This is a genomic window from Serratia sp. PF-27, from assembly GCF_030053255.1.
Taxonomy (GTDB): Bacteria; Pseudomonadota; Gammaproteobacteria; order Enterobacterales; family Enterobacteriaceae; genus Serratia; species Serratia bockelmannii.
The window spans coordinates 299109-317231 of sequence record NZ_JASGBT010000020.1 but is presented as its reverse complement, the minus strand read 5'-3'; the positions used below and the strand labels follow the sequence as shown (position 1 = coordinate 317231).

The window sequence follows — 18123 nt, the reverse complement described above, 5'->3', positions numbered from 1 at the left end:
TATTTAGTAGCGTTCGGCGTAGCTGGCGCGGCGCTCTTCGTCGCGCAGCGTCAGAATCTCCACGCCGTCGGCGGTGACCGCCACGGTATGTTCCCACTGCGCCGACAGTTTTTTGTCGCGCGTCACCACCGTCCAGCCGTCCTTCTTCTGCTTGATGCGGCGGTCGCCCTGGTTGATCATCGGCTCGATGGTGAACACCATGCCCTCTTGCAGCACCAGACCGCTGCCGGGTTGACCGTAGTGCAATACCGCCGGCTCTTCGTGCATGTCGCGGCCGATGCCGTGGCCGCAATACTCCCGCACGATGCTGTAGCCGGCCTGCTCGGCATGCCGCTGGATGGCGTGGCCGATATCACCCAGGGTGGCGCCCGGTTTCACCGCGCGAATGCCCTGCCACATCGATTCATAGACGTTGTTCACCAGCCGTTTGGCCAGCGGCGTCGCCTGGCCGATGCAGTACATCTTGCTGGAGTCGGCGATGTAGCCGCCGTTTTCCAGCGTGATATCTACGTTGACAATCATGCCGGAACGCAGGATTTTGCTGGCCGACGGCACCCCGTGGCACACCACGTCGTCGATTGAGGTGTTGAGCACATAGGGGAAATCATACTGCCCCTTGCTGGCCGGGCGCGATTTCAGTTCTTCGACGATAAACGCCTCGGCGCGGTCGTTGATCTCCATGGTGGAGATGCCTTCGACGATGACCTCATCGAGCATAGCAAACACTTTGGCCAGCAGGGCGCCGGAATGGCGCATTTTGGCAATCTCTTCCGGCGTTTTAATCACAATCTCTTTCACCCGACAATCTCCTTCAGCGTCAGCGCGTTATCTTTCATCATTTTTTTTACCAGTTGCGGGTAAGTCAGTTCCGGATGGAACTCCGCCAGCATGCCAATCTTGATCCAGTACTCGGCCTGCGCGTTGATCGAACGCGTCATGGTCAGGCTGGCGAGGCGCAGATCGTCATGCAGCACGTCCGAAATTTTTACGATGCCCATCGGCGTCTCCATAAATGAACAATATATGAAGTGTATACGTTTAGGATGGTCGCGATGTGGCATTCTGTGGCGTAAGAAGATTCTGGCAACAACGATTGCCGCCGCCAGACAATGCGTTTATTGTGATGAACGACTTTTTTGCCATGATTTTTCAGAAGGATTTAAGGCGTGACTAAACTACGTGTTGGGGTGATTTTTGGCGGTAAATCGGCGGAGCATGAGGTGTCGCTGCAGTCGGCCAAAAACATTGTGGATGCAATCGACAAAGAGAAGTTTGACGTCACGCTGCTGGGGATCGACAAACAGGGGCAGTGGCACATCAACGACGCCTCCAACTACCTGCTCAACGCCGAGAACCCGGCGCTGATCGCGCTGAACCGCTCGAACAAGAACGTGGCGCTGATCCCGGGCCAGGAAAAACAGCAGCTGATCGAAGCGGGCAGCGCCGGCGCGCTGGGCCAGCTCGACGTCATCTTCCCGATCGTGCACGGCACGCTGGGGGAAGACGGCTCGCTGCAGGGGCTGCTGCGCATGGCCAATATGCCGTTCGTCGGCGCCGGCGTGCTTGGCTCGGCGGTCAGCATGGATAAAGACGTGACCAAGCGCCTGCTGCGCGACGCCGGGCTGGCGGTGGCGCCTTTCGTCACCCTGACCCGCGCCAACCGCGCCGGGTTCACGTTTGAGCAACTGAGCGAGCGCCTCGGCCTGCCGCTGTTCGTCAAGCCGGCCAACCAGGGCTCGTCGGTCGGGGTCAGCAAGGTGGAGAACCGCGCCGAGTTTGACGCGGCGGTGGCACTGGCCTTCAGCTTCGATCACAAAGTGCTGGTGGAGTCGGCGATCGTCGGCCGCGAGATCGAGTGCGCGGTGCTGGGGAACGACGATCCGCAGGCCAGCGTGTGCGGCGAGATCGTGCTGAGCGACGCTTTCTACTCCTACGACACCAAATACATCAATGAGCAGGGCGCTCAGGTGGTGGTGCCGGCGGCGATCGCGCCGGAAGTGAGCGACCACATCCGTGAGGTGGCGCTGAAGGCGTTCCGCGCGCTGGAGTGCTTCGGGCTGGCGCGGGTGGATGTGTTCCTGACGCCGGATAACCAGGTGGTGATCAACGAGATCAACACGCTGCCGGGCTTCACCAACATCAGCATGTATCCCAAGCTGTGGGCCGCCAGCGGCGTCAGCTACCAGGCGCTGATCACGCGCCTGATCGAATTGGCGCTGGAGCGCCACCAGCAGGATCGCGCGCTTAACAGTTCGGTGTTCGATCGCTAAACGCGGCAGGGGGCGGCGGTGCCGCCCCCGTCCATCACTTCACCGTCACGTCGATATCGCCGAAATACTTCTTCGACAGCGCCGCCACTGTGCCTTGCTGTTTCACTTTGGCGATGGCGGCATCCAGTTTCTTCTTCAGCGCCTCATCCCCTTTACGCAGGCCGAAGGCAATGCCTTCACCGAGGATCTTGTCGTCGAGCACCGCCTCGCCGACGAAGGCGAAGCCCTTGCCGTCCGGCTGCGACAGGAAGCCGCTTTGCCCCGACGGTGCCATCACCAGCGTGGCGTCGAGCCGACCGGCCGCCAGATCAAGGTAAACCTGATTCTGATCCTGATAAGACACCACGTCCACGCCCGCCGGCGCCCAATGGGTTTTGGCGTAAATCTCCTGAATCGAGCCTTGCAGCACGCCCACGTGTTTGCCCGCCAGCGCTTTGGCGTCCGGCAGCAGGCCGCTGTCGGCCTTGGCGATCAGGCGGTTCGGCACCTGATAGATGGCGTCGGTAAAGGCGATCGCCTGGCGCCGCTGTTCGGTCACGTTCATCGCCGAGTTGATGGCGTCGAACTTGCGCGCCTGCAGCGCCGGGATCAGGCTGTCGAACGAGGTTTCCACCCAGCTGCATTGCAACTGCGCGGCGGCGCACACCGCGTCGCCCAGCTCGATGTCGAACCCTTCCAGTTTGCCGCTGGCGGATTTGGATTCGAACGGCGGATACAGCGCTTCCAGGCCGAAACGCAGGCTGTTTTCCGCCGCCAGAGAAGAGCCGGCGGCCAGCAGGCATCCGGCGGCGAACAGCGTTTTCAAAGCTTTCATAGGCAGTGCCCCTTTCCCATGGTCGGACAAAAAATTACACCTGGCTCAGGCGGCGCGCGCCTTCCAGCAGGGTCTCGTTATCTTTGGAAAAACTCAGCCGAATAAGGCCGGTATCGGTGCCGTCGCTGTAGAACGCCGACAGCGGGATCGTCGCCACCTTCGCTTCGCGGATCAAGCGCACGGCGAAATCATTGTCGCTTTCGTGGCTGAAGCCGCTAAAGCGGGCCAGCATGAAGAAGCTGCCGCGGCTGGGCAGCAGCTCAAAGCGCGAATCCTGCAGGGCGCTGGCCAGCAGATCGCGCTTTTGTTGGTAAAACGCCGCCAGCCCCAGGTAGCTCTGCGGATTGGCGAGCGCGGCGGCGAAGGCGTACTGCATCGGCGTATCGGCGGAGAACACCATGAACTGGTGCACCTTGCGGATCTCGTCCATCAACGCCGCCGGCGCCAGGCAATAGCCAACGCGCCAGCCGGTGACGTGGTAGGTTTTGCCGAACGACGACACGATCACGCTGCGTTCGGCCAGCTGCGGATAGCGCGCCATGCTGTGGTGAATATCGCCGTCGAACACCACATGCTCGTAGACCTCGTCGGACAAGATCACGATATCGGTGTCGCGGGTCAGGGCGGTCAGGCGGTCGATATCCTGCGCGTCGAACACGGCGCCGGTCGGGTTGTGCGGCGTGTTGACGATGATCATGCGCGTTTTGCCGTTGATGGCGGCGGCCACTTCGTCCCAGTCGACGCGAAAGTCCTGCAGCGACAGTTTGATCGCCACCGGCGTGGCGCCCTGCAGGCGCACGATCGGCGCATAGCTGTCGAACGCCGGTTCGAAATAGATCACCTCGTCGCCGGGATGCACCAGCGCGCTGATCGCCGAGTACAGCCCTTCGCTGGCGCTGGCGATCACCGTGATTTCTTCGTCGGCGTCATAGCGCGCGCCATACAATCGTTCAGCTTTTTCCGCCAGAGCAGCACGTAATGCCGCCACGCCGCTCATCGGCGCGTATTGGTTATGACCTGCGCGCATGGCTTGCGCCGTTGCCTCGATCAGCTGCGGGTCTCCGGCGAAATTGGGCGCGCCCTGCGACAGGTTGAGGGCCTGATGTTCGGCGCTGAGTTGGCCAATGACGGTGAAGATGGTGGTGCCGACGTCCGGCAGCTTCGAGCGGGGTGAGCAGGCGCTCTGCATGATGGGCTCCAGGCAAACAGGGAAGTGTTGAGCGATTAAGCATCAGCCGGCGTAGGCGGACAAGGGAAAGTTTGTCATACTTGCCATGCACTACGATCATACCTAATCGAGGCACGCTATGCCGATATCCCTGCCGTCGCTCGACGTATTGAAAACCTTTGTGGTGGTGGCGCAACGCCTCAACTTTACCCATGCCGCCCGGCAGCTGCACCTGACGCAGGGGGCGGTCAGCCGGCAAATTCTCGGGCTGGAACAGCGTCTGGGCTATCCGCTGTTCAGCCGTCAGGCGCGCGGTTTGGCGCTGACGCCGCAGGGCGCGCAGCTTCTGGCGCCGGTGCAGCAAGCGCTGGGGCAGTTGGATGAAGCCCTGACGCGGGCCGCCGCCCCGCCAGGGGCGCTGCGCATCAAATGCCCGACCTGCGCCATGCGTTGGGTGCTGCCGCGCATTATTCGCCTGCAAAATGAACGGCCGGACATGCATATCGAGCTGACCGCTTCGGTGTCGCACGGCCTGGATTTCAGTACCGAGCAGTTTGATGCCGCGGTGGTATTCGGCCGGCCGCCGGGTAAAAAGCTGACCGCGCACCTGCTGTTCGATGAAATCCTCACGCCGGTCTGCACGCCGACATTTCTGCCGCCGACGCCTCGGCTGACGGACTTGACGGACAAAACCCTGCTGCACCCGACGCGCGATCGGCGCGACTGGCTGCGCTGGCTGAAGGCAGCGGGCGCCGATGCGTTGCCGTCCGGCAAGGCCCAGCATTTTGATACCCTCGATCTGGCAATGAGCGCCGCGCTGCAGGGGTTTGGCATCGCCATCGGCGATCTGTGCCTGCTGGAGGAGGATATTCAGGCGCAGCGTATCGTGACGCCGTTCCCGCTCTGCGTCAGCAGCGGCGCGGCCTATTATTTGGTCTATCCTGAACGCACGGTGGCGCCGCCGACGTTAACCGCGCTGGTCGATTTTCTGGCGGCGGAGGCCGCCGACAGCCGCGCCCGGCTACAGAATTACCTGCCGATGACCTGTAATGCTTTGTAAACATTAGCGATGCGAATTCCCTTGGCGATGAAACAGAGTGTGGCAAACTGTTTCTTCACTCCGATTAAACCCCGCGGCTTTAGCGGCGGAAACACGCCTGAGATAAAACAAGATGAAATGGCTTTGTGTGGTGAGTATGTTGTCCGGTCTGGCCCTCAGTCCGGCTTTTGCGCAGGAAACGCCGATAACGCAGGGCATTCACGCCCAGCAGCGCGACGCCTTCGTGTCCAATTTGATGAAGCAGATGACGCTGGAAGAGAAGATCGGCCAGCTGCGGCTGATCAGCGTCGGGCCGGATAACCCGAAAGAAGCGATCCGCGAGGGGATCCGCAAAGGGCAGATCGGCGCCATTTTCAATACCGTTACCCGGCCGGATATCCGGGTGATGCAGGATCAGGCGATGCAGCTCAGCCGCCTGAAAATCCCATTGTTCTTCGCCTATGACGTGGTGCACGGTCAGCGCACCGTGTTCCCGATCAGCCTGGGGCTGGCGGCCAGCTTCGATCTGGAAGCCATCGCGCTCAGCGCCCGGGTCGCGGCGCAAGAGGCCAGCGATGACGGCCTGAACATGACCTTCGCGCCGATGGTCGATATCACCCGCGATCCGCGCTGGGGCCGGGTCTCCGAAGGCTTCGGCGAAGACACCTGGCTGGTCTCGAAAATCGCCAAGGTGATGGTCGACGGTTTCCAGAACGGCGATCCGGCCAAACCCGGTTCGGTGATGGCCAGCGTCAAGCACTTTGCATTGTACGGCGCCGTCGAAGGCGGCCGCGACTACAACACCGTCGACATGAGCCCGCTGCGCATGCATCAGGACTATCTGCCGCCCTACAAAGCGGCGGTGGACGCCGGCAGCGGCGGGGTGATGGTGTCGCTCAACTCGGTGAACGGCGTGCCGGCCACCGCCAACCCGTGGCTGCTGAAAGATCTGCTGCGCGAGCAGTGGGGCTTTAAAGGCATCACCATCAGCGACCACGGCGCGATCAAAGAGCTGATTAAACACGGCGTGGCCGCCGACGCGCGCGACGCGGTGCGGCTGGCGATCACCTCCGGCGTCGACATGAGCATGAGCGACGAGTTTTACGACAAATACCTGCCGGGCCTGGTGAAAGACGGGCTGGTGCCTGAAAGCGATATCGACCGCGCCTGCCGCGACGTGCTGAACACCAAATACGACATGGGGCTGTTCACCAATCCTTACGTGCATCTGGGCCCGGCGGGTTCCGATCCGCAGGACACCAACGCCGAAAGCCGCCTGCACCGCGCCGAAGCGCGGGTGGTGGCGCGCAAGACGATGGTGCTGCTGAAGAACGATAAGCAGACGCTGCCGCTGAGCAAGCAGGCGACCATCGCGCTGGTCGGGCCGATGGCCGACAGCCAGCGTGACGTGATGGGCAGTTGGTCGGCCGCCGGGGTGGTCAAGCAGTCGGTCACCCTGCGTGAGGGGCTGGAGCGGGCGGTGGGCGACAAGGCGCGCATTCTGTACGCCAAGGGCGCCAACGTCACGCAGGATAAAGGCATCATCGACTATTTGAACGAGTATGAGCCGGCGGTGGCGTTCGATACCCGTTCGCCGCAGCAAATGATCGACGAAGCGGTACAGGCGGCGAACAAGGCCGACGTGGTGGTGGCGGTGGTGGGGGAATCGCAGGGTATGGCGCACGAGGCCTCCAGCCGCGCCGACATCAGGATCCCGCAGAACCAGCGCGATCTGATTGCCGCGCTGAAAGCCACCGGCAAGCCGCTGGTGCTGGTGCTGATGAACGGCCGCCCGCTGGCATTGAGCTGGGAGAGCGAGCAGGCGGACGCGATGCTGGAAACCTGGTACAGCGGCACCGAGGGCGGCAACGCGGTGGCGGACGTGCTGTTCGGCGATTACAACCCGTCGGGCAAGCTGCCGATGACCTTCCCGCGCTCGGTCGGCCAGATCCCAATGTACTACAACCACCTGAACACCGGCCGGCCGTTCGGCAAGGAGAATCCGGGCAAGTACACCTCGCGCTACTTCGATTCGCCGAACGGCCCGCTGTATCCGTTCGGCTACGGCCTGAGCTACACCACCTTCAGCCTGTCGGACCTGAAATTGTCCAGCCCGACGATGGCGCGCAACGGCAAGTTAACCGCCAGCGTCACGCTGAAGAATACCGGCAAGTACGACGGCGCCACGGTGGTGCAGCTGTATCTGCAGGACGTGACCGCCTCGGTCAGCCGGCCGGTGAAAGAGCTGCGCAACTTCAAGAAAGTGACGCTGAAGGCCGGTCAGTCGCAGCAGGTTGAGCTGCCGATTAGCGAAGACGATCTGAAGTTCTACAACGCCAGCCTGAAATGGGGGGCGGAGCCGGGCAAATTCAACGTGTTCGTCGGCCTGGATTCCGACAACGTGCAGGCGCAAAGCTTTACGCTGAAGTAACCTTTTCCCCCTCTTTCACTGCGGTGGGAGAGGGGGCATCCATCCCTTTCCGCTAACGTCACCGGAGCTTGCCTCATGAAACGCTATCTGGACTGCAGCGCCAGCGATCTGGCCGATATCGGCAAAGCCGATCTGCTCTATGCCATCCGCGCCAGCGAAGGGCGCATCTTGGTCAGCGAAACCATCGTAGTCACTCAGCCGCTGCTCAATAACGTCACCAACGCCGAACTGGCGGCTAGCCAGGGCGCCGACCTGCTGCTGTTGAACCTGTTCGACGTCGATCGTCCGCATATCGCGGGCCTGCCCGCCGACGTGCCGCCGCAGGAGGCGCTGCGCACGCTGCAGCGCCTGACCGGGCGGGTGATCGGGGTGAACCTGGAGGCCGTCGATCCGGCTTTCGCCACCGAACATAACGACTTCTGGCAGATGACGGCGGGCCGCGCCGCCACCGCCGAGAATGCCCGCAAGCTGTATCAGCTCGGCGCGCGCATGCTGGTGCTGACCGGCAACCCGAACAACGGCGTCAGCAATCAGGCGATCGCCGCCGCGCTGAAAGCGATTCGCGATGAAGTGGGCGACGAGATGGTGCTGGTGACCGGCAAGATGCACGGCGCCGGCATTGTGCGCGAAAGCGGCAGCCAGCTGATCGGCGAGCAGGACATCGCGCTGTTTGTGGAAAACGGTGCCGACATCGTGCTGTTGCCGGCGCCGGGCACCATTCCCGGCATGTCGCAGGAAAAAGTGGCGGCGCTGATCGCCTATGCCCAGCGGCAGGGAGCGCTGGCGATGACGGCGATCGGCACCTCGCAAGAGGGGGCCGACGTGCAGACCGTGCGGCAGATTGCGCTGATGAGCAAAATGGCCGGCGCGGACCTGCACCATATCGGCGATACCGGCTATCTGGGGCTGGCGCTGCCGGAAAACATCTTCGCCTACAGCGTGGCGATTCGCGGCGTGCGCCACACCTACAGCCGCATGGCGCGTTCGGTGAACCGCTAAGCCTGGGTTTTTTGCGCCGTCACGATGCTGTAGTAGCCGAGCGACGGCAGTAATTGAGCAGGCCCGACGCCGACGTCGAGCAGTTGGTCGGCGATATCCAGCGCCGAGCGAGGGGGGGCAGCGCGGCCAAACGCTGGCCGATCCCACGCTCAGGCTGGGTATGGCGTGGGTAAAACGCCGCATTCTGTCGGCGTCGAGCGTATGCGCTTCGAACAGCTCCTGCTCGTCGTAGATCGGCGAGGTATTTTTTCTGATGGCGTTTTCCAGGTTTTTCAGCGAGAAAATCTCGCTGTTTTCAATCATCAAATCCCAAAAATAACCGAAGTAATGCGGGTTGTTTTTTAACAAAAAGGTTTCCGCTTCCGGCTAGAGAGAGAATGTATCGCCGTCTCTGGCGATCAATTTCAATGCCAATAGCGCCATGGCCAACGTTTCCGCTGGGCGTCTTTCCAGATTGGCCTGAGTGCATATATTGGCCAGGCTGCGGGGGGCTGAGCAATAAACTCAAAGATGCCCAAGCGGTGCGCAATAAGCACCGCCGGATAAAGATATAAATTCATCGTGATATCGAGAAGGGTTTTATCGTCGCATTGCGGCGGCCGGACGGAAGGGTTCAAGCGAATCCCCTTCCACTATGGCATGGCGCGTCTTAACAGGCTATGCCACGCCGGGGCGGGTTGGCAAAGTGCGGAACGTGATTGACCGCGGGCCAACGATTTCGTTACGAATAATTCCATGATGAGACTATTTTAAATTTGAATTGAGCGCGGTCAATGTCGAACGTAAAAAACTGACGCCGGGAGGAGGCAATAACCCCACCATGCGTTTTTATTTTATTAGGCGCTAACGTAACCACAGTTATTAACGCGTTAGTGTTGTGTTAATCTAGGGCGCCGTTATATCGTACCGGCATTCACATTTTTTTGTGAATAATTAAAAATTAACTACTTCATTATTAAAACGAGATAACAATGAAAAAGAGCATTCTGACCGGCATGATTGCCGCGACTCTGGGCCTGTTTAACACCGCCAATGCCGAAGGGATGGATCCTGCCGCGTTGAAGAACGTCTATGACATCACGCGTAATACCGCCGGGCTGATGTCCTACTGCGTCGATAAAGGTTTCCTGAAAGCGGAGAGCATCGACAACGCCAAGAAAATGGTGGCCTACGTGGCGGCTATTCCGGGCGGCGTTGATACCCGCGATGGCGACAAGCGTGAAGCGATGGGCCGTGAAGGCAATGTGCTGAACGACGACGGCAAAGTGGTCGCGTTGGAGAAGGAAGCGCCGCAGGGGCTGCAGGCGTGGTGCCAGCAGGCTGACGAAGGGATCCGCCAGGGCCTGACGTCTATCGGCCAATAAGCGCTTTTCACGCGCTCGTTCTGGTGCTCAGGATCTGCCGGCGTTCCGGCGGATCCGCTTCTTTCCCATCGTTATCTCCTCGTTTTTCTTCCTGCATACATGGCATAGGGTTTGATCTCGCTGATTGTTTCGCCATGCCCATCGCTATATTATTAGATATATAACGATAATCAACCGGTCACTGCCATGTTTAACTTTCTCCCGCGCCTGATGCTGGCGCTCGCGTTGTTCTCTACCGCCGCCCTGGCGGATCGCCAGGTCACCGATCAGCTCAACCGTCAGGTCACGCTGCCCGATCACATTACCCGTGCCGTGGTGTTGCAACACCAGACGCTGAACCTATTGGTGCAGCTTGATGCGATGCCGCAGGTGGTCGGCGAGCTTAGCAGTTGGAAAAAGCAGCTGGGGCCAAACTACCTGCGGCTGGCACCGACGCTGGCAACCCTGCCGATGCCGGGCGATCTGACTTCGGTGAATATTGAAAGCCTGCTCGGCCTGCATCCACAGGTGGTGTTTGTGGCCAACTATGCGCCGCCGGAAATGATTGCACAGATCGAACGGGTGGGCATTCCGGTGGTGGCTATCTCGCTGCGCCGCGAGGCGGCCGATCAGGCGGGCAAAATGAACCCTCAACTGAGCGATGAAGATCGGGCCTATACGCTGGGGCTGCAGGACGGTATTCGGCTGATTGGCGAGGTGATGGAGCGTCAGCCTCAGGCCGAAGCGCTGATTAAGGACGTCACTCAGCAGCGTGCCCTGGTCGCCGAACGGCTGGGCACGCTGCCGGACGATCGGCGGGTGCGGGTGTATATGGCCAACCCCGATCTCACCACCTACGGTGCCGGCAAATATACCGGGTTGATGATGCGGCACGCGGGTGCGCTCAACGTGGCGGCGAAAGAGATCCAGGGGTTTAAACAGGTCTCTATCGAGGATGTCCTGAAGTGGGATCCGGCGGTGATTTTCGTGCAAGAACGCTACCCGGACGTGGTGAAACAGATCCTGACGTCACCGCAGTGGCAGCCGATTGACGCGGTGAAGAATAAGCGGGTCTACCTGATGCCGGAGTACGCCAAGGCCTGGGGATATCCGATGCCGGAGGCGATGGCGTTGGGTGAGTTGTGGATGGCGAAAAAACTTTACCCGCAGCGTTTTGCCGATATCCATCTGCAGCAGCGGGTCGATACTTACTATCAACGCTATTACCGCGCCACCTGTTGCCAGAGCGGGCAATGAAGCTGGGTTGGTTGGCGCTGCTGACGCTGTGCTGCGCGCTGTTTTCGCTCGGTGTTGGCCGCTTTCAGGTGCCGATTACGCACAGCCTGATGATTTTGCTGGAGCCATTCACCGGGCAGCATTATGCCGGCATCGATGCTGTCCAACGCCAGGTGATCCTGGGGGTGCGCTTGCCGCGGGTGCTGTTGGCGATGGGCGCCGGCGCGGCGCTGGCCCTGTGTGGCGCGGCTTTGCAAGGCGTCTTTCGCAATCCGCTGGTCGATCCGCATATTATCGGCGTGTCTTCCGGCGCGGCCTTTGGCGGTACGCTGGCTATCCTGCTCAGCCTGCCGTTGGCGGCGCTGCTGCTGTCGGCTTTTGTTTTCGGCATGGCGGCACTGCTGTTGATTTTCACCCTCACCAGCGCCATTGCACGGCGCAATATTCTCTCGTTGGTACTGGCGGGGGTGATCCTCAGCGGTTTTTTCTCCGCCTGCGTTAGCCTGATGCAATATCTGGCGGATACCGAAGAGAAGCTGCCGAGCATCGTGTTTTGGCTGCTCGGCAGCTTTGCCACCGCCGATCGGCAAAAGCTGCTGATGCTGTTTTTACCTTTACTGTTGGCCGGCGGTCTGCTGCTGGCGCTGCGCTGGCGCATCAATCTGCTGTCGTTAGGCGATGAAGATGCCGGTGCGCTCGGCATCAACGTTGAGCGTACCCGCTGGCTGATACTGACGCTGTGTGCCGCCATCGTGGCCGCTCAGGTGGCGGTCAGCGGCAGCATCGGGTGGGTCGGCTTGGTGATCCCGCACGTCGCAAGACGGCTGGTGGGGCCGGATCACCGGCGCCTGTTGCCGGCTTCGCTTTGCCTAGGCGCCCTGTACATGCTGTTGATCGACGATTTGGCGCGCACGTTGAGCAGCAGCGAAATCCCGCTGGGCATCCTGACCGCGCTGATTGGCGCGCCATTGTTCGCACTGCTGCTGCGCCGCGCGCAAGTAAGAGGCTGGCATGACTGACGCGTTATTGGCCGCCAGGGGCGTGAATTTTGCCTGGCCTGGCGGGCCCCCGCTGTTCCAACACCTGGATATTCAGCTGCGGCGCGGTGAAGTGCTGGCGGTATTGGGCCCGAATGGGCGCGGTAAAAGCACGCTGCTGCAGCTGCTGTTAGGCAGCCTGACGCCGCAATCCGGCGAGATTGAGCGCCGCGGCGAGATAGGCTTTGTCCCGCAGCACTTTTCGCCGCCGTTTGCCTATCGGGTGCTGGATATCGTGTTGATGGGGCGAGCACGCCATGTTGGCCTGTTCCGTTCCCCGTCAGCCAAGGATCATCGGCTGGCCAGAGAAGCGTTGCAGTCGTTGGATTTACAGCACCTGGCAGAGCGTGAGTTTGGCAGCCTATCCGGCGGCCAACGCCAGTTGGTGATGATCGCCCGCGCATTGGCGATGCGCTGCGAGGTGTTGATTCTGGATGAACCGACTTCGGCGCTGGATCTGCATTACCAGGATCGGGTATTGAGCCTGATGGCGCGCCTGGCGCGGGAACAGCAGTTGGCGGTGGTGTTCTCCACGCATCAGCCCAACCATGCACATGCGGTGGCGGATCGGGCTTTGCTGCTGGGCAAGGAAGGGCGCAGCCAGCTCGGTGCCTGCCGCGAGGTGTTAACGGCACATTCCCTGTCACCCTTATTCGGCCTGGCGATCGAACGGGTGCCGCTGACGGTGGCGGGCCGCCGCTACGCGACGCTGGTGCCGCTGTATCGCAGCCAATTGGAGCGACATGATGAGTGATATCCTGCTGTTTGCCGCCGGCAGCCTGCGGCTGGCGTTTACGCCGCTGCTGTCGGCATTTCAGCGCGACACCGGGCAAAAGGTTTCGGCGGAATTCGGTCCGGCGGGGTTGTTGCGCCAACGGATAGAGAACGGCGAGCGGCCACAGCTGTTCGCCTCGGCCAACGTGGCGCACCCGCAAAGGTTGGCGGATCTCGGGATGGCGGGGGCGGTGCAGGTTTTTGCGCGCAATCGGCTCTGCGTGACGGTTCGCAACGTGCCGGCATTAACTGAGCGTCCGCTTCCTGAGGTATTGTGCGATCCGCGCTGGCGGCTGGCCACTTCGACACCGGGAGCGGATCCTTCCGGCGATTATGCGCTGCAGCTTTTTGAACGCTGCGAGCAATACTGGCCGGGGCAGGGGGAAGCGCTACGACGGCGGGCGTTACCGTTAGTCGGCGGGATAGATTCTGCCCCGGTGCCGGCAGGCCGACTGGCGGCGGAATATCTGATAGCCGGCGGGCAGGCAGATATTTTTCTCGGCTACGCCAGCTATGCTCCGGCGTTGGCGGCCTACCCGGCGTTGGCGTTGCGGCCGCTGGCGCCACCGTTGGATATCGAGGCGGATTATGGTTTATGCCTGTTGGATGACGGTGCGCAGCGGTTGGCCGCATTTATCTTGAGCGAACAAGGGCAGGGCATACTGAGCCGACACGGATTTATGCGGCGTACGGAATGACTCGCCGGGCCTGGCGGCCCGGAGAATCTTACCAGAACAGCGGCGTGGTGTTTTCAGCCAGAAATGCCAGCAGCGTTTCGTTGACCGCCGCCGGGTTTTCCTTGTTGCTGATATGCCCGGCGTTGGGGATCAGCACATGTTGGCAGCCGAGAAGATCCGCCATGCGCTGGCCCTCTGCCGGTGGGCGCGGCTTATCCTGTGCGCCGGTAATGACGATGCTGGCGGCGGTGATGTGTTCCAGCAGCGCCAGCTTGTCGGGGCGGCCAAAGATCATCCGGCCCAGCGGTACGATGCTCTCGCGCAGGCGATCGGCAGGCAGGTTCTGGAGCTGACACAACAGCGATTGCAATAAGGCATCGGGGACATCATCGGAATAAAACAGCGACGCGACATGTTCCAGCAGGGGCGACGTGATGGCGCCGGCCTGTTCAACGGCCGCCAGCATGCCCATATAACGCTGCCGCGCTTCTGGGGTTTCGTCGCCCAGGTAGCTGTCCAGCAACGCCAGCACTTTCACCCGCTCCGGCGCCAACGCCGCCAGTTCGGCGCCCCACATGCCGCCGACGGACAGGCCGACGATGCCGAACTCTTCAATATCCAAATGATCCATCAGCGCCAAATGATCGGCGGCGATATCCGACAGGCTGTTTCGCCCGGGCGGCAGCGCCGGTGAATCGCCGTGGCCCCAGAGATCCGGCACGATCAGGCGGTAGCGTTTAGCCAGCGCTTCGAACTGCGGCGCCCACATATTCAGATCGAACAGATAGCTGTGGCCCAACAGCAATGGAAAGCCTGAACCTACGTCGAGATAATGCAGGGATTTGCCCATTGTTGGCATCTTATCGGTTCCTTATATAAAAAGAGTCCCGGCTGCTTATATCACACTCATATTCAACCCACGGTATTAATTTACCTTAAATTACTCAGGTGGAAGCTTATTTTTAATTATCCATTGCTAACAAGACGTCAATGAAAGGTGACATTAAGGATAATATTCTGGTCGACGCCAGAGCCTTGGTTTATGCTGGCGCCCCTTTCGAGATGGAATAGATAAACAGGGTGTTGCGATGAAAAGACTTTTCAGACTATTAATTATTTTGCTTGTCATTTTGCTGCTGGCGGCGGTGCTGTGGTGGTTCTTCGGGCGTGGTAATCCGAATGCGCTGTGGCAAATCGTCAGCCAACAGTGCGTGCCCAATCAGCAGCAGAACAACGATCCGGCGCCCTGCTTAAAGGTAGATTTAACCGAAGGTTATGTGTTGTTTAAGGACAGCAAAGGCCCCTATCACGACCTGGTGATGCCAACCGAAAAGGTCAGCGGCATCGAGAGCCCGGCATTGCAGACGGAGCACGCGCCGCCTTATTTCGCCCAGGCGTGGAATAACCGGGAACATATATCCAGCGAGTTGGGTAAACCGCTAAAAGATGCGTGGCTTTCTCTGGCGGTCAATTCGGAATATGGTCGCTCTCAGAATCAGCTGCATATTCACGTTGCCTGCCTGCGTCAGGATGTCTATAACGCGCTGGGGCAGCAGGCGGAGCAATTAGATCAACAGTGGCGCCCGCTGGCGGTGAAATTGGTCGGCCACCACTATCTGGCCAGAAAATTGGCGGGCACCGATTTAACTCAGGAAGATCCTTTCCGTTTACTGCACAACTATGTGGTCGAGCAGGGCGACAGCATCGGCAATTATGGCCTGGCGCTGGCGGTCAGCCCACAGGGCGAGATGCTGCTGTTGGCGAACCGTTTGAAGCTGACCGATCTGAACCTGGGCTCGGCCGGTGAAATTCAGGACTACCAATGCGCGGTGGCGGGGAACTGAGTTTTTCTTATCGCTCCCCGTCGTGGGGGAGCGTATGCCGTGCGATACGAACTAACCAAGTGTATTAACTCGTTTTTACTTTATTTTCCCTCATCTGCTTGATCCTGTTCTCATGTTCGATCTACTATTTGTTTGCACAAGCAAATAAATAATCGAGAGCAATCCGATATGCCACAACCACGTAAACTCCCTGCTGCGCTGGGCATCCATCTGGATGTGACCAATCGCCTGTGGCGCACGGCGATGGACCAGTCGGTGAAAATGACCAATCTGACGCGCCCGCATTGGCTGGCGCTGAGTGCGATTGCCGACTTGGGGGAGGGCTGCACATTGAAAGACGTTTCGCAGCATTTGAACGCCGAAGTCTCGACGATGTCGCGCGCGCTGCTGTTTCTGGAAAAAAATCGGCTTATCGCTCGCGATGCTCTGTCCGAAGATAAGCGCGCCAAAGGCGTGAGAATGACCGAGGCCGGGCAGGAGATGCTGGCGCAGTTGGATCATTCCAGCCAACAGGCGCGGCAAAAGCTGCTTAGCGGTATTTCGGCCGACGATCTGGAGGCTTTTTACCGCGTATTGTTTGGCATCAAACATAACGCGATAGCGATGCTCGAACAGGACAATCTGTTGCCGGACGAGTTTGCGCTGTTGGCGGAGGAGCGAGCGGGGGCGATGAAGCCGGAAGGTGAAGCGTGAACGGCCGCTGGCGGAGAGCACAACAGCGGTGCGTTATCGCGTTGGGGATCTTCTCCTGCTCGGTCTTCGCCAGCCAGAATGACCAACAGGTCATCGCACGGGGAAAATATCTGGCTACCGCCGCAGATTGCGCGGCTTGTCACCGCGGCAGCGCCCAACAGGACGCCCCCTATGTCGGCGGTTATGCCATCGCTTCGCCGATGGGCGACATCATCGCCAGTAATATCACGCCCGCCAAAGGAACCGGCATTGGCGACTACAGTGAACCGGAGTTTCGCCGCGCCTTAACGCAGGGCATTCGGCGGGACGGTCAACCCTTGTATCCCGCCATGCCCTATACCGCTTATCAGGGGTTGAGCGATGACGATCTGCACGCGTTGTATCGCTATTTTATGGCCGGGGTCGCACCGGTCGATCGTGCGGTGCCTGAGACCCAACTGAGGTTCCCTTTTTCCTGGCGTTATGCGATCCACGGCTGGAACTGGCTGTTTCTGAAAAAAACGCCCGTCGATGCAGACGAGAAGAAGGCGCGTGGTCGCTATCTGGTGGATGTGTTGGGGCATTGCTCGGCGTGTCACAGCCCACGTAATGGGATGATGGCTGAACGCGACGATCGCTACCTAGCGGGCGGGGAGGCGGGCGGTTGGATCGCGCCGAATATCACCTCGGATCCCGTGAGCGGCATCGGCGGCTGGAGCCGGGAAGAATTGGTGCAGTATCTGCGAACCGGGCGCAATGACAAAGCCCAGGCGGCCGGCGGCATGGCGGAGGCGGTGGAGCATAGCCTGCGTTTCCTGAGTGACGATGATCTCGACGCTATCGCCGATTGGCTTAAACAAACGCCGCCGATCGTCACCGTACAAGGAACGAAAGCGGCCTATCACTATCAGGGAGGCGGCCAAGGCGACCCTGCTGGGCAGGCGCTGTATGCCGCTGCCTGCGCCAGCTGCCATCGCCTGGGCGGCGAGGGGGCTTACGACGGCCATTTCCCTTCTTTGACGCACAACTCCACCGTAGGCAGCGAGCAGGCCAATAACCTGATCATGGTGATGCTGCATGGCGTGCAGCGCCAGGGGGAGACGCTGCAGACCTGGATGCCGGGGTTCGCCGATAGCCTGGATGACCGGCAACTGGCCGAGTTGGGCAATTACGTATTGCAGCAATTCGGCAATCCGGCGGTCAGGATAACGCCGGAGCAAGTGGCTCTGCAGCGGGCGGGCGGTGAAAAACCGTTGTTGATTGCGTCATTGCCTTATGTGTTCTGGGGCGGCGTATTGCTGGTATTGATCGTCATTGGGGCGTGGGTGAAACGTCGGGTGAAGCATTGATCCAAGAGAGGATGGCATGAAGTTCAATTTGAACGGCCAGGCGGTCGAATTTAACGGCGAGCCGGATACGCCGCTGCTGTGGGTGATCCGAGAACATTTTAAGTTAACCGGCACCAAGTTCGGCTGCGGTATTGGCGCCTGTGGCGCCTGTACGGTACATGTCGACGGTAAGGCAGTGCGTTCATGTTGCTATCCGCTGCAATTGGTGCGCGATCGGCAGGTGACCACCATCGAAGGACTGTCCCTCGATCGCCGTCATCCGGTGCAGCAGGCCTGGATTGCGGAGGATGTGCCGCAGTGCGGCTACTGCCAATCAGGCATGATCATGGCGGTCAGCGCGCTGCTGGCGGAACACCCGAGGCCGGACGATCGGCAGATAGATGCGGGCCTGACCAATCTGTGCCGCTGCGCCACCTACCACCGGATCCGTGCGGCGGTGCACCGCGCCGCGGACAAGGGAGGATCTTGAG

18 protein-coding genes are annotated in these 18123 nt (G+C 60.4%); 13 read left to right on the top strand and 5 right to left on the bottom strand.

What is annotated here, in order from left to right; translation table 11 throughout:
• Positions 1 to 3: 3 nt before the first annotated feature.
• On the bottom strand, positions 4 to 798 hold the full coding sequence (map, locus tag QMZ29_RS14525; RefSeq protein ID WP_261424224.1) for a type I methionyl aminopeptidase: 795 nt from the start codon (positions 796 to 798) through the stop codon (positions 4 to 6).
• Positions 795 to 998 (bottom strand): ParD-like family protein, encoded by a 204-nt coding sequence (locus QMZ29_RS14520; protein WP_065506039.1) that lies wholly within the window; start codon positions 996 to 998, stop codon positions 795 to 797. The genes map and QMZ29_RS14520 overlap by 4 nt, the downstream gene beginning before the upstream one ends.
• A 168-nt stretch (positions 999 to 1166) precedes the next feature.
• Between QMZ29_RS14520 and ddlA the strand changes: the two genes are divergently transcribed.
• The gene (ddlA, locus tag QMZ29_RS14515) at positions 1167 to 2270 is read left to right on the top strand and encodes a D-alanine--D-alanine ligase (protein WP_015377061.1); all 1104 of its coding nucleotides are present in this window, start codon (positions 1167 to 1169) and stop codon (positions 2268 to 2270) included.
• A 34-nt stretch (positions 2271 to 2304) separates the two neighbouring features.
• Here ddlA and QMZ29_RS14510 read toward each other — a convergent pair whose 3' ends face one another.
• Both QMZ29_RS14510 and QMZ29_RS14505 read right to left on the bottom strand, forming a co-directional pair.
• Positions 2305 to 3084, bottom strand: coding sequence for an ABC transporter substrate-binding protein (locus QMZ29_RS14510; RefSeq protein ID WP_173889645.1), 780 nt, complete (start codon positions 3082 to 3084; stop codon positions 2305 to 2307).
• Positions 3085 to 3118: 34 nt separating this feature from the next.
• Entirely contained in the window at positions 3119 to 4273 is a 1155-nt protein-coding gene (locus QMZ29_RS14505) for a pyridoxal phosphate-dependent aminotransferase (protein WP_122004570.1), read from the bottom strand.
• A gap of 118 nt (positions 4274 to 4391) precedes the next feature.
• Between QMZ29_RS14505 and QMZ29_RS14500 the strand changes: the two genes are divergently transcribed.
• The 8 genes from QMZ29_RS14500 (at position 4392) to QMZ29_RS14465 (ending at position 13809) form a co-directional block, all read left to right on the top strand.
• Complete coding sequence (locus QMZ29_RS14500) at positions 4392 to 5312, top strand: LysR substrate-binding domain-containing protein (RefSeq protein WP_060432645.1); 921 nt, start codon at positions 4392 to 4394, stop codon at positions 5310 to 5312.
• Positions 5313 to 5424: 112 nt separating this feature from the next.
• Entirely contained in the window at positions 5425 to 7722 is a 2298-nt protein-coding gene (bglX, locus tag QMZ29_RS14495; RefSeq protein ID WP_261424206.1) for a beta-glucosidase BglX, read from the top strand.
• Between the two features lie 75 nt (positions 7723 to 7797).
• Positions 7798 to 8721: a DUF7916 family protein gene (locus tag QMZ29_RS14490; protein WP_025301978.1), complete on the top strand. Its 924-nt coding sequence runs from the start codon at positions 7798 to 7800 to the stop codon at positions 8719 to 8721.
• A 971-nt stretch (positions 8722 to 9692) separates the two neighbouring features.
• Positions 9693 to 10085: a hypothetical protein gene (locus QMZ29_RS14485; RefSeq protein WP_025301979.1), complete on the top strand. Its 393-nt coding sequence runs from the start codon at positions 9693 to 9695 to the stop codon at positions 10083 to 10085.
• A 186-nt stretch (positions 10086 to 10271) separates the two neighbouring features.
• Positions 10272 to 11321, top strand: coding sequence for an ABC transporter substrate-binding protein (locus tag QMZ29_RS14480; RefSeq protein WP_261424202.1), 1050 nt, complete (start codon positions 10272 to 10274; stop codon positions 11319 to 11321).
• A complete protein-coding gene (locus tag QMZ29_RS14475) occupies positions 11318 to 12319 on the top strand; it encodes a FecCD family ABC transporter permease (RefSeq protein WP_049295215.1) in 1002 nt (333 codons plus the stop codon). The genes QMZ29_RS14480 and QMZ29_RS14475 overlap by 4 nt, the downstream gene beginning before the upstream one ends.
• Positions 12312 to 13091, top strand: coding sequence for an ABC transporter ATP-binding protein (locus QMZ29_RS14470; RefSeq protein ID WP_261424196.1), 780 nt, complete (start codon positions 12312 to 12314; stop codon positions 13089 to 13091). The genes QMZ29_RS14475 and QMZ29_RS14470 overlap by 8 nt, the downstream gene beginning before the upstream one ends.
• A complete protein-coding gene (locus tag QMZ29_RS14465) occupies positions 13084 to 13809 on the top strand; it encodes a substrate-binding domain-containing protein (RefSeq protein WP_261424365.1) in 726 nt (241 codons plus the stop codon). The genes QMZ29_RS14470 and QMZ29_RS14465 overlap by 8 nt, the downstream gene beginning before the upstream one ends.
• A gap of 28 nt (positions 13810 to 13837) precedes the next feature.
• On the opposite strand, the gene QMZ29_RS14460 is transcribed toward QMZ29_RS14465, so the two are convergent.
• Positions 13838 to 14638 carry an alpha/beta fold hydrolase gene (locus QMZ29_RS14460; RefSeq protein WP_261424363.1) on the bottom strand — a complete coding sequence of 267 codons (801 nt, stop codon included), beginning with the start codon at positions 14636 to 14638 and terminating at the stop codon, positions 13838 to 13840.
• 238 nt (positions 14639 to 14876) lie between these two features.
• On the opposite strand from QMZ29_RS14460, the gene QMZ29_RS14455 reads away from it, so the two are divergent.
• From QMZ29_RS14455 to QMZ29_RS14440, 4 genes are all read left to right on the top strand, one after another.
• Entirely contained in the window at positions 14877 to 15632 is a 756-nt protein-coding gene (locus tag QMZ29_RS14455) for a CDP-diacylglycerol diphosphatase (protein WP_197835404.1), read from the top strand.
• A 168-nt stretch (positions 15633 to 15800) separates the two neighbouring features.
• Entirely contained in the window at positions 15801 to 16325 is a 525-nt protein-coding gene (locus tag QMZ29_RS14450; RefSeq protein ID WP_049208938.1) for a MarR family winged helix-turn-helix transcriptional regulator, read from the top strand.
• A complete protein-coding gene (locus QMZ29_RS14445; RefSeq protein WP_233494384.1) occupies positions 16322 to 17653 on the top strand; it encodes a c-type cytochrome in 1332 nt (443 codons plus the stop codon). The genes QMZ29_RS14450 and QMZ29_RS14445 overlap by 4 nt, the downstream gene beginning before the upstream one ends.
• Before the next feature lie 16 nt (positions 17654 to 17669).
• Entirely contained in the window at positions 17670 to 18122 is a 453-nt protein-coding gene (locus QMZ29_RS14440) for a (2Fe-2S)-binding protein (protein ID WP_043136855.1), read from the top strand.
• Position 18123: the final 1 nt, after the last annotated feature.

Bases quoted from the DNA above. Each gene is read 5' to 3' on its own strand.
- QMZ29_RS14520 (WP_065506039.1), bottom strand. From the start codon at position 998: ATGGGCATCGTAAAAATTTCGGACGTGCTGCATGACGATCTGCGCCTC.
- QMZ29_RS14510 (WP_173889645.1), bottom strand. From the start codon at position 3,084: ATGAAAGCTTTGAAAACGCTGTTCGCCGCCGGATGCCTGCTGGCCGCC.
- QMZ29_RS14505 (WP_122004570.1), bottom strand. From the start codon at position 4,273: ATGCAGAGCGCCTGCTCACCCCGCTCGAAGCTGCCGGACGTCGGCACC.
- QMZ29_RS14500 (WP_060432645.1), top strand. From the start codon at position 4,392: ATGCCGATATCCCTGCCGTCGCTCGACGTATTGAAAACCTTTGTGGTG.
- bglX (WP_261424206.1), top strand. From the start codon at position 5,425: ATGAAATGGCTTTGTGTGGTGAGTATGTTGTCCGGTCTGGCCCTCAGT.
- QMZ29_RS14490 (WP_025301978.1), top strand. From the start codon at position 7,798: ATGAAACGCTATCTGGACTGCAGCGCCAGCGATCTGGCCGATATCGGC.
- QMZ29_RS14485 (WP_025301979.1), top strand. From the start codon at position 9,693: ATGAAAAAGAGCATTCTGACCGGCATGATTGCCGCGACTCTGGGCCTG.
- QMZ29_RS14480 (WP_261424202.1), top strand. From the start codon at position 10,272: ATGTTTAACTTTCTCCCGCGCCTGATGCTGGCGCTCGCGTTGTTCTCT.
- QMZ29_RS14475 (WP_049295215.1), top strand. From the start codon at position 11,318: ATGAAGCTGGGTTGGTTGGCGCTGCTGACGCTGTGCTGCGCGCTGTTT.
- QMZ29_RS14470 (WP_261424196.1), top strand. From the start codon at position 12,312: ATGACTGACGCGTTATTGGCCGCCAGGGGCGTGAATTTTGCCTGGCCT.
- QMZ29_RS14465 (WP_261424365.1), top strand. From the start codon at position 13,084: ATGAGTGATATCCTGCTGTTTGCCGCCGGCAGCCTGCGGCTGGCGTTT.
- QMZ29_RS14460 (WP_261424363.1), bottom strand. From the start codon at position 14,638: ATGGGCAAATCCCTGCATTATCTCGACGTAGGTTCAGGCTTTCCATTG.
- QMZ29_RS14455 (WP_197835404.1), top strand. From the start codon at position 14,877: ATGAAAAGACTTTTCAGACTATTAATTATTTTGCTTGTCATTTTGCTG.
- QMZ29_RS14450 (WP_049208938.1), top strand. From the start codon at position 15,801: ATGCCACAACCACGTAAACTCCCTGCTGCGCTGGGCATCCATCTGGAT.
- QMZ29_RS14440 (WP_043136855.1), top strand. From the start codon at position 17,670: ATGAAGTTCAATTTGAACGGCCAGGCGGTCGAATTTAACGGCGAGCCG.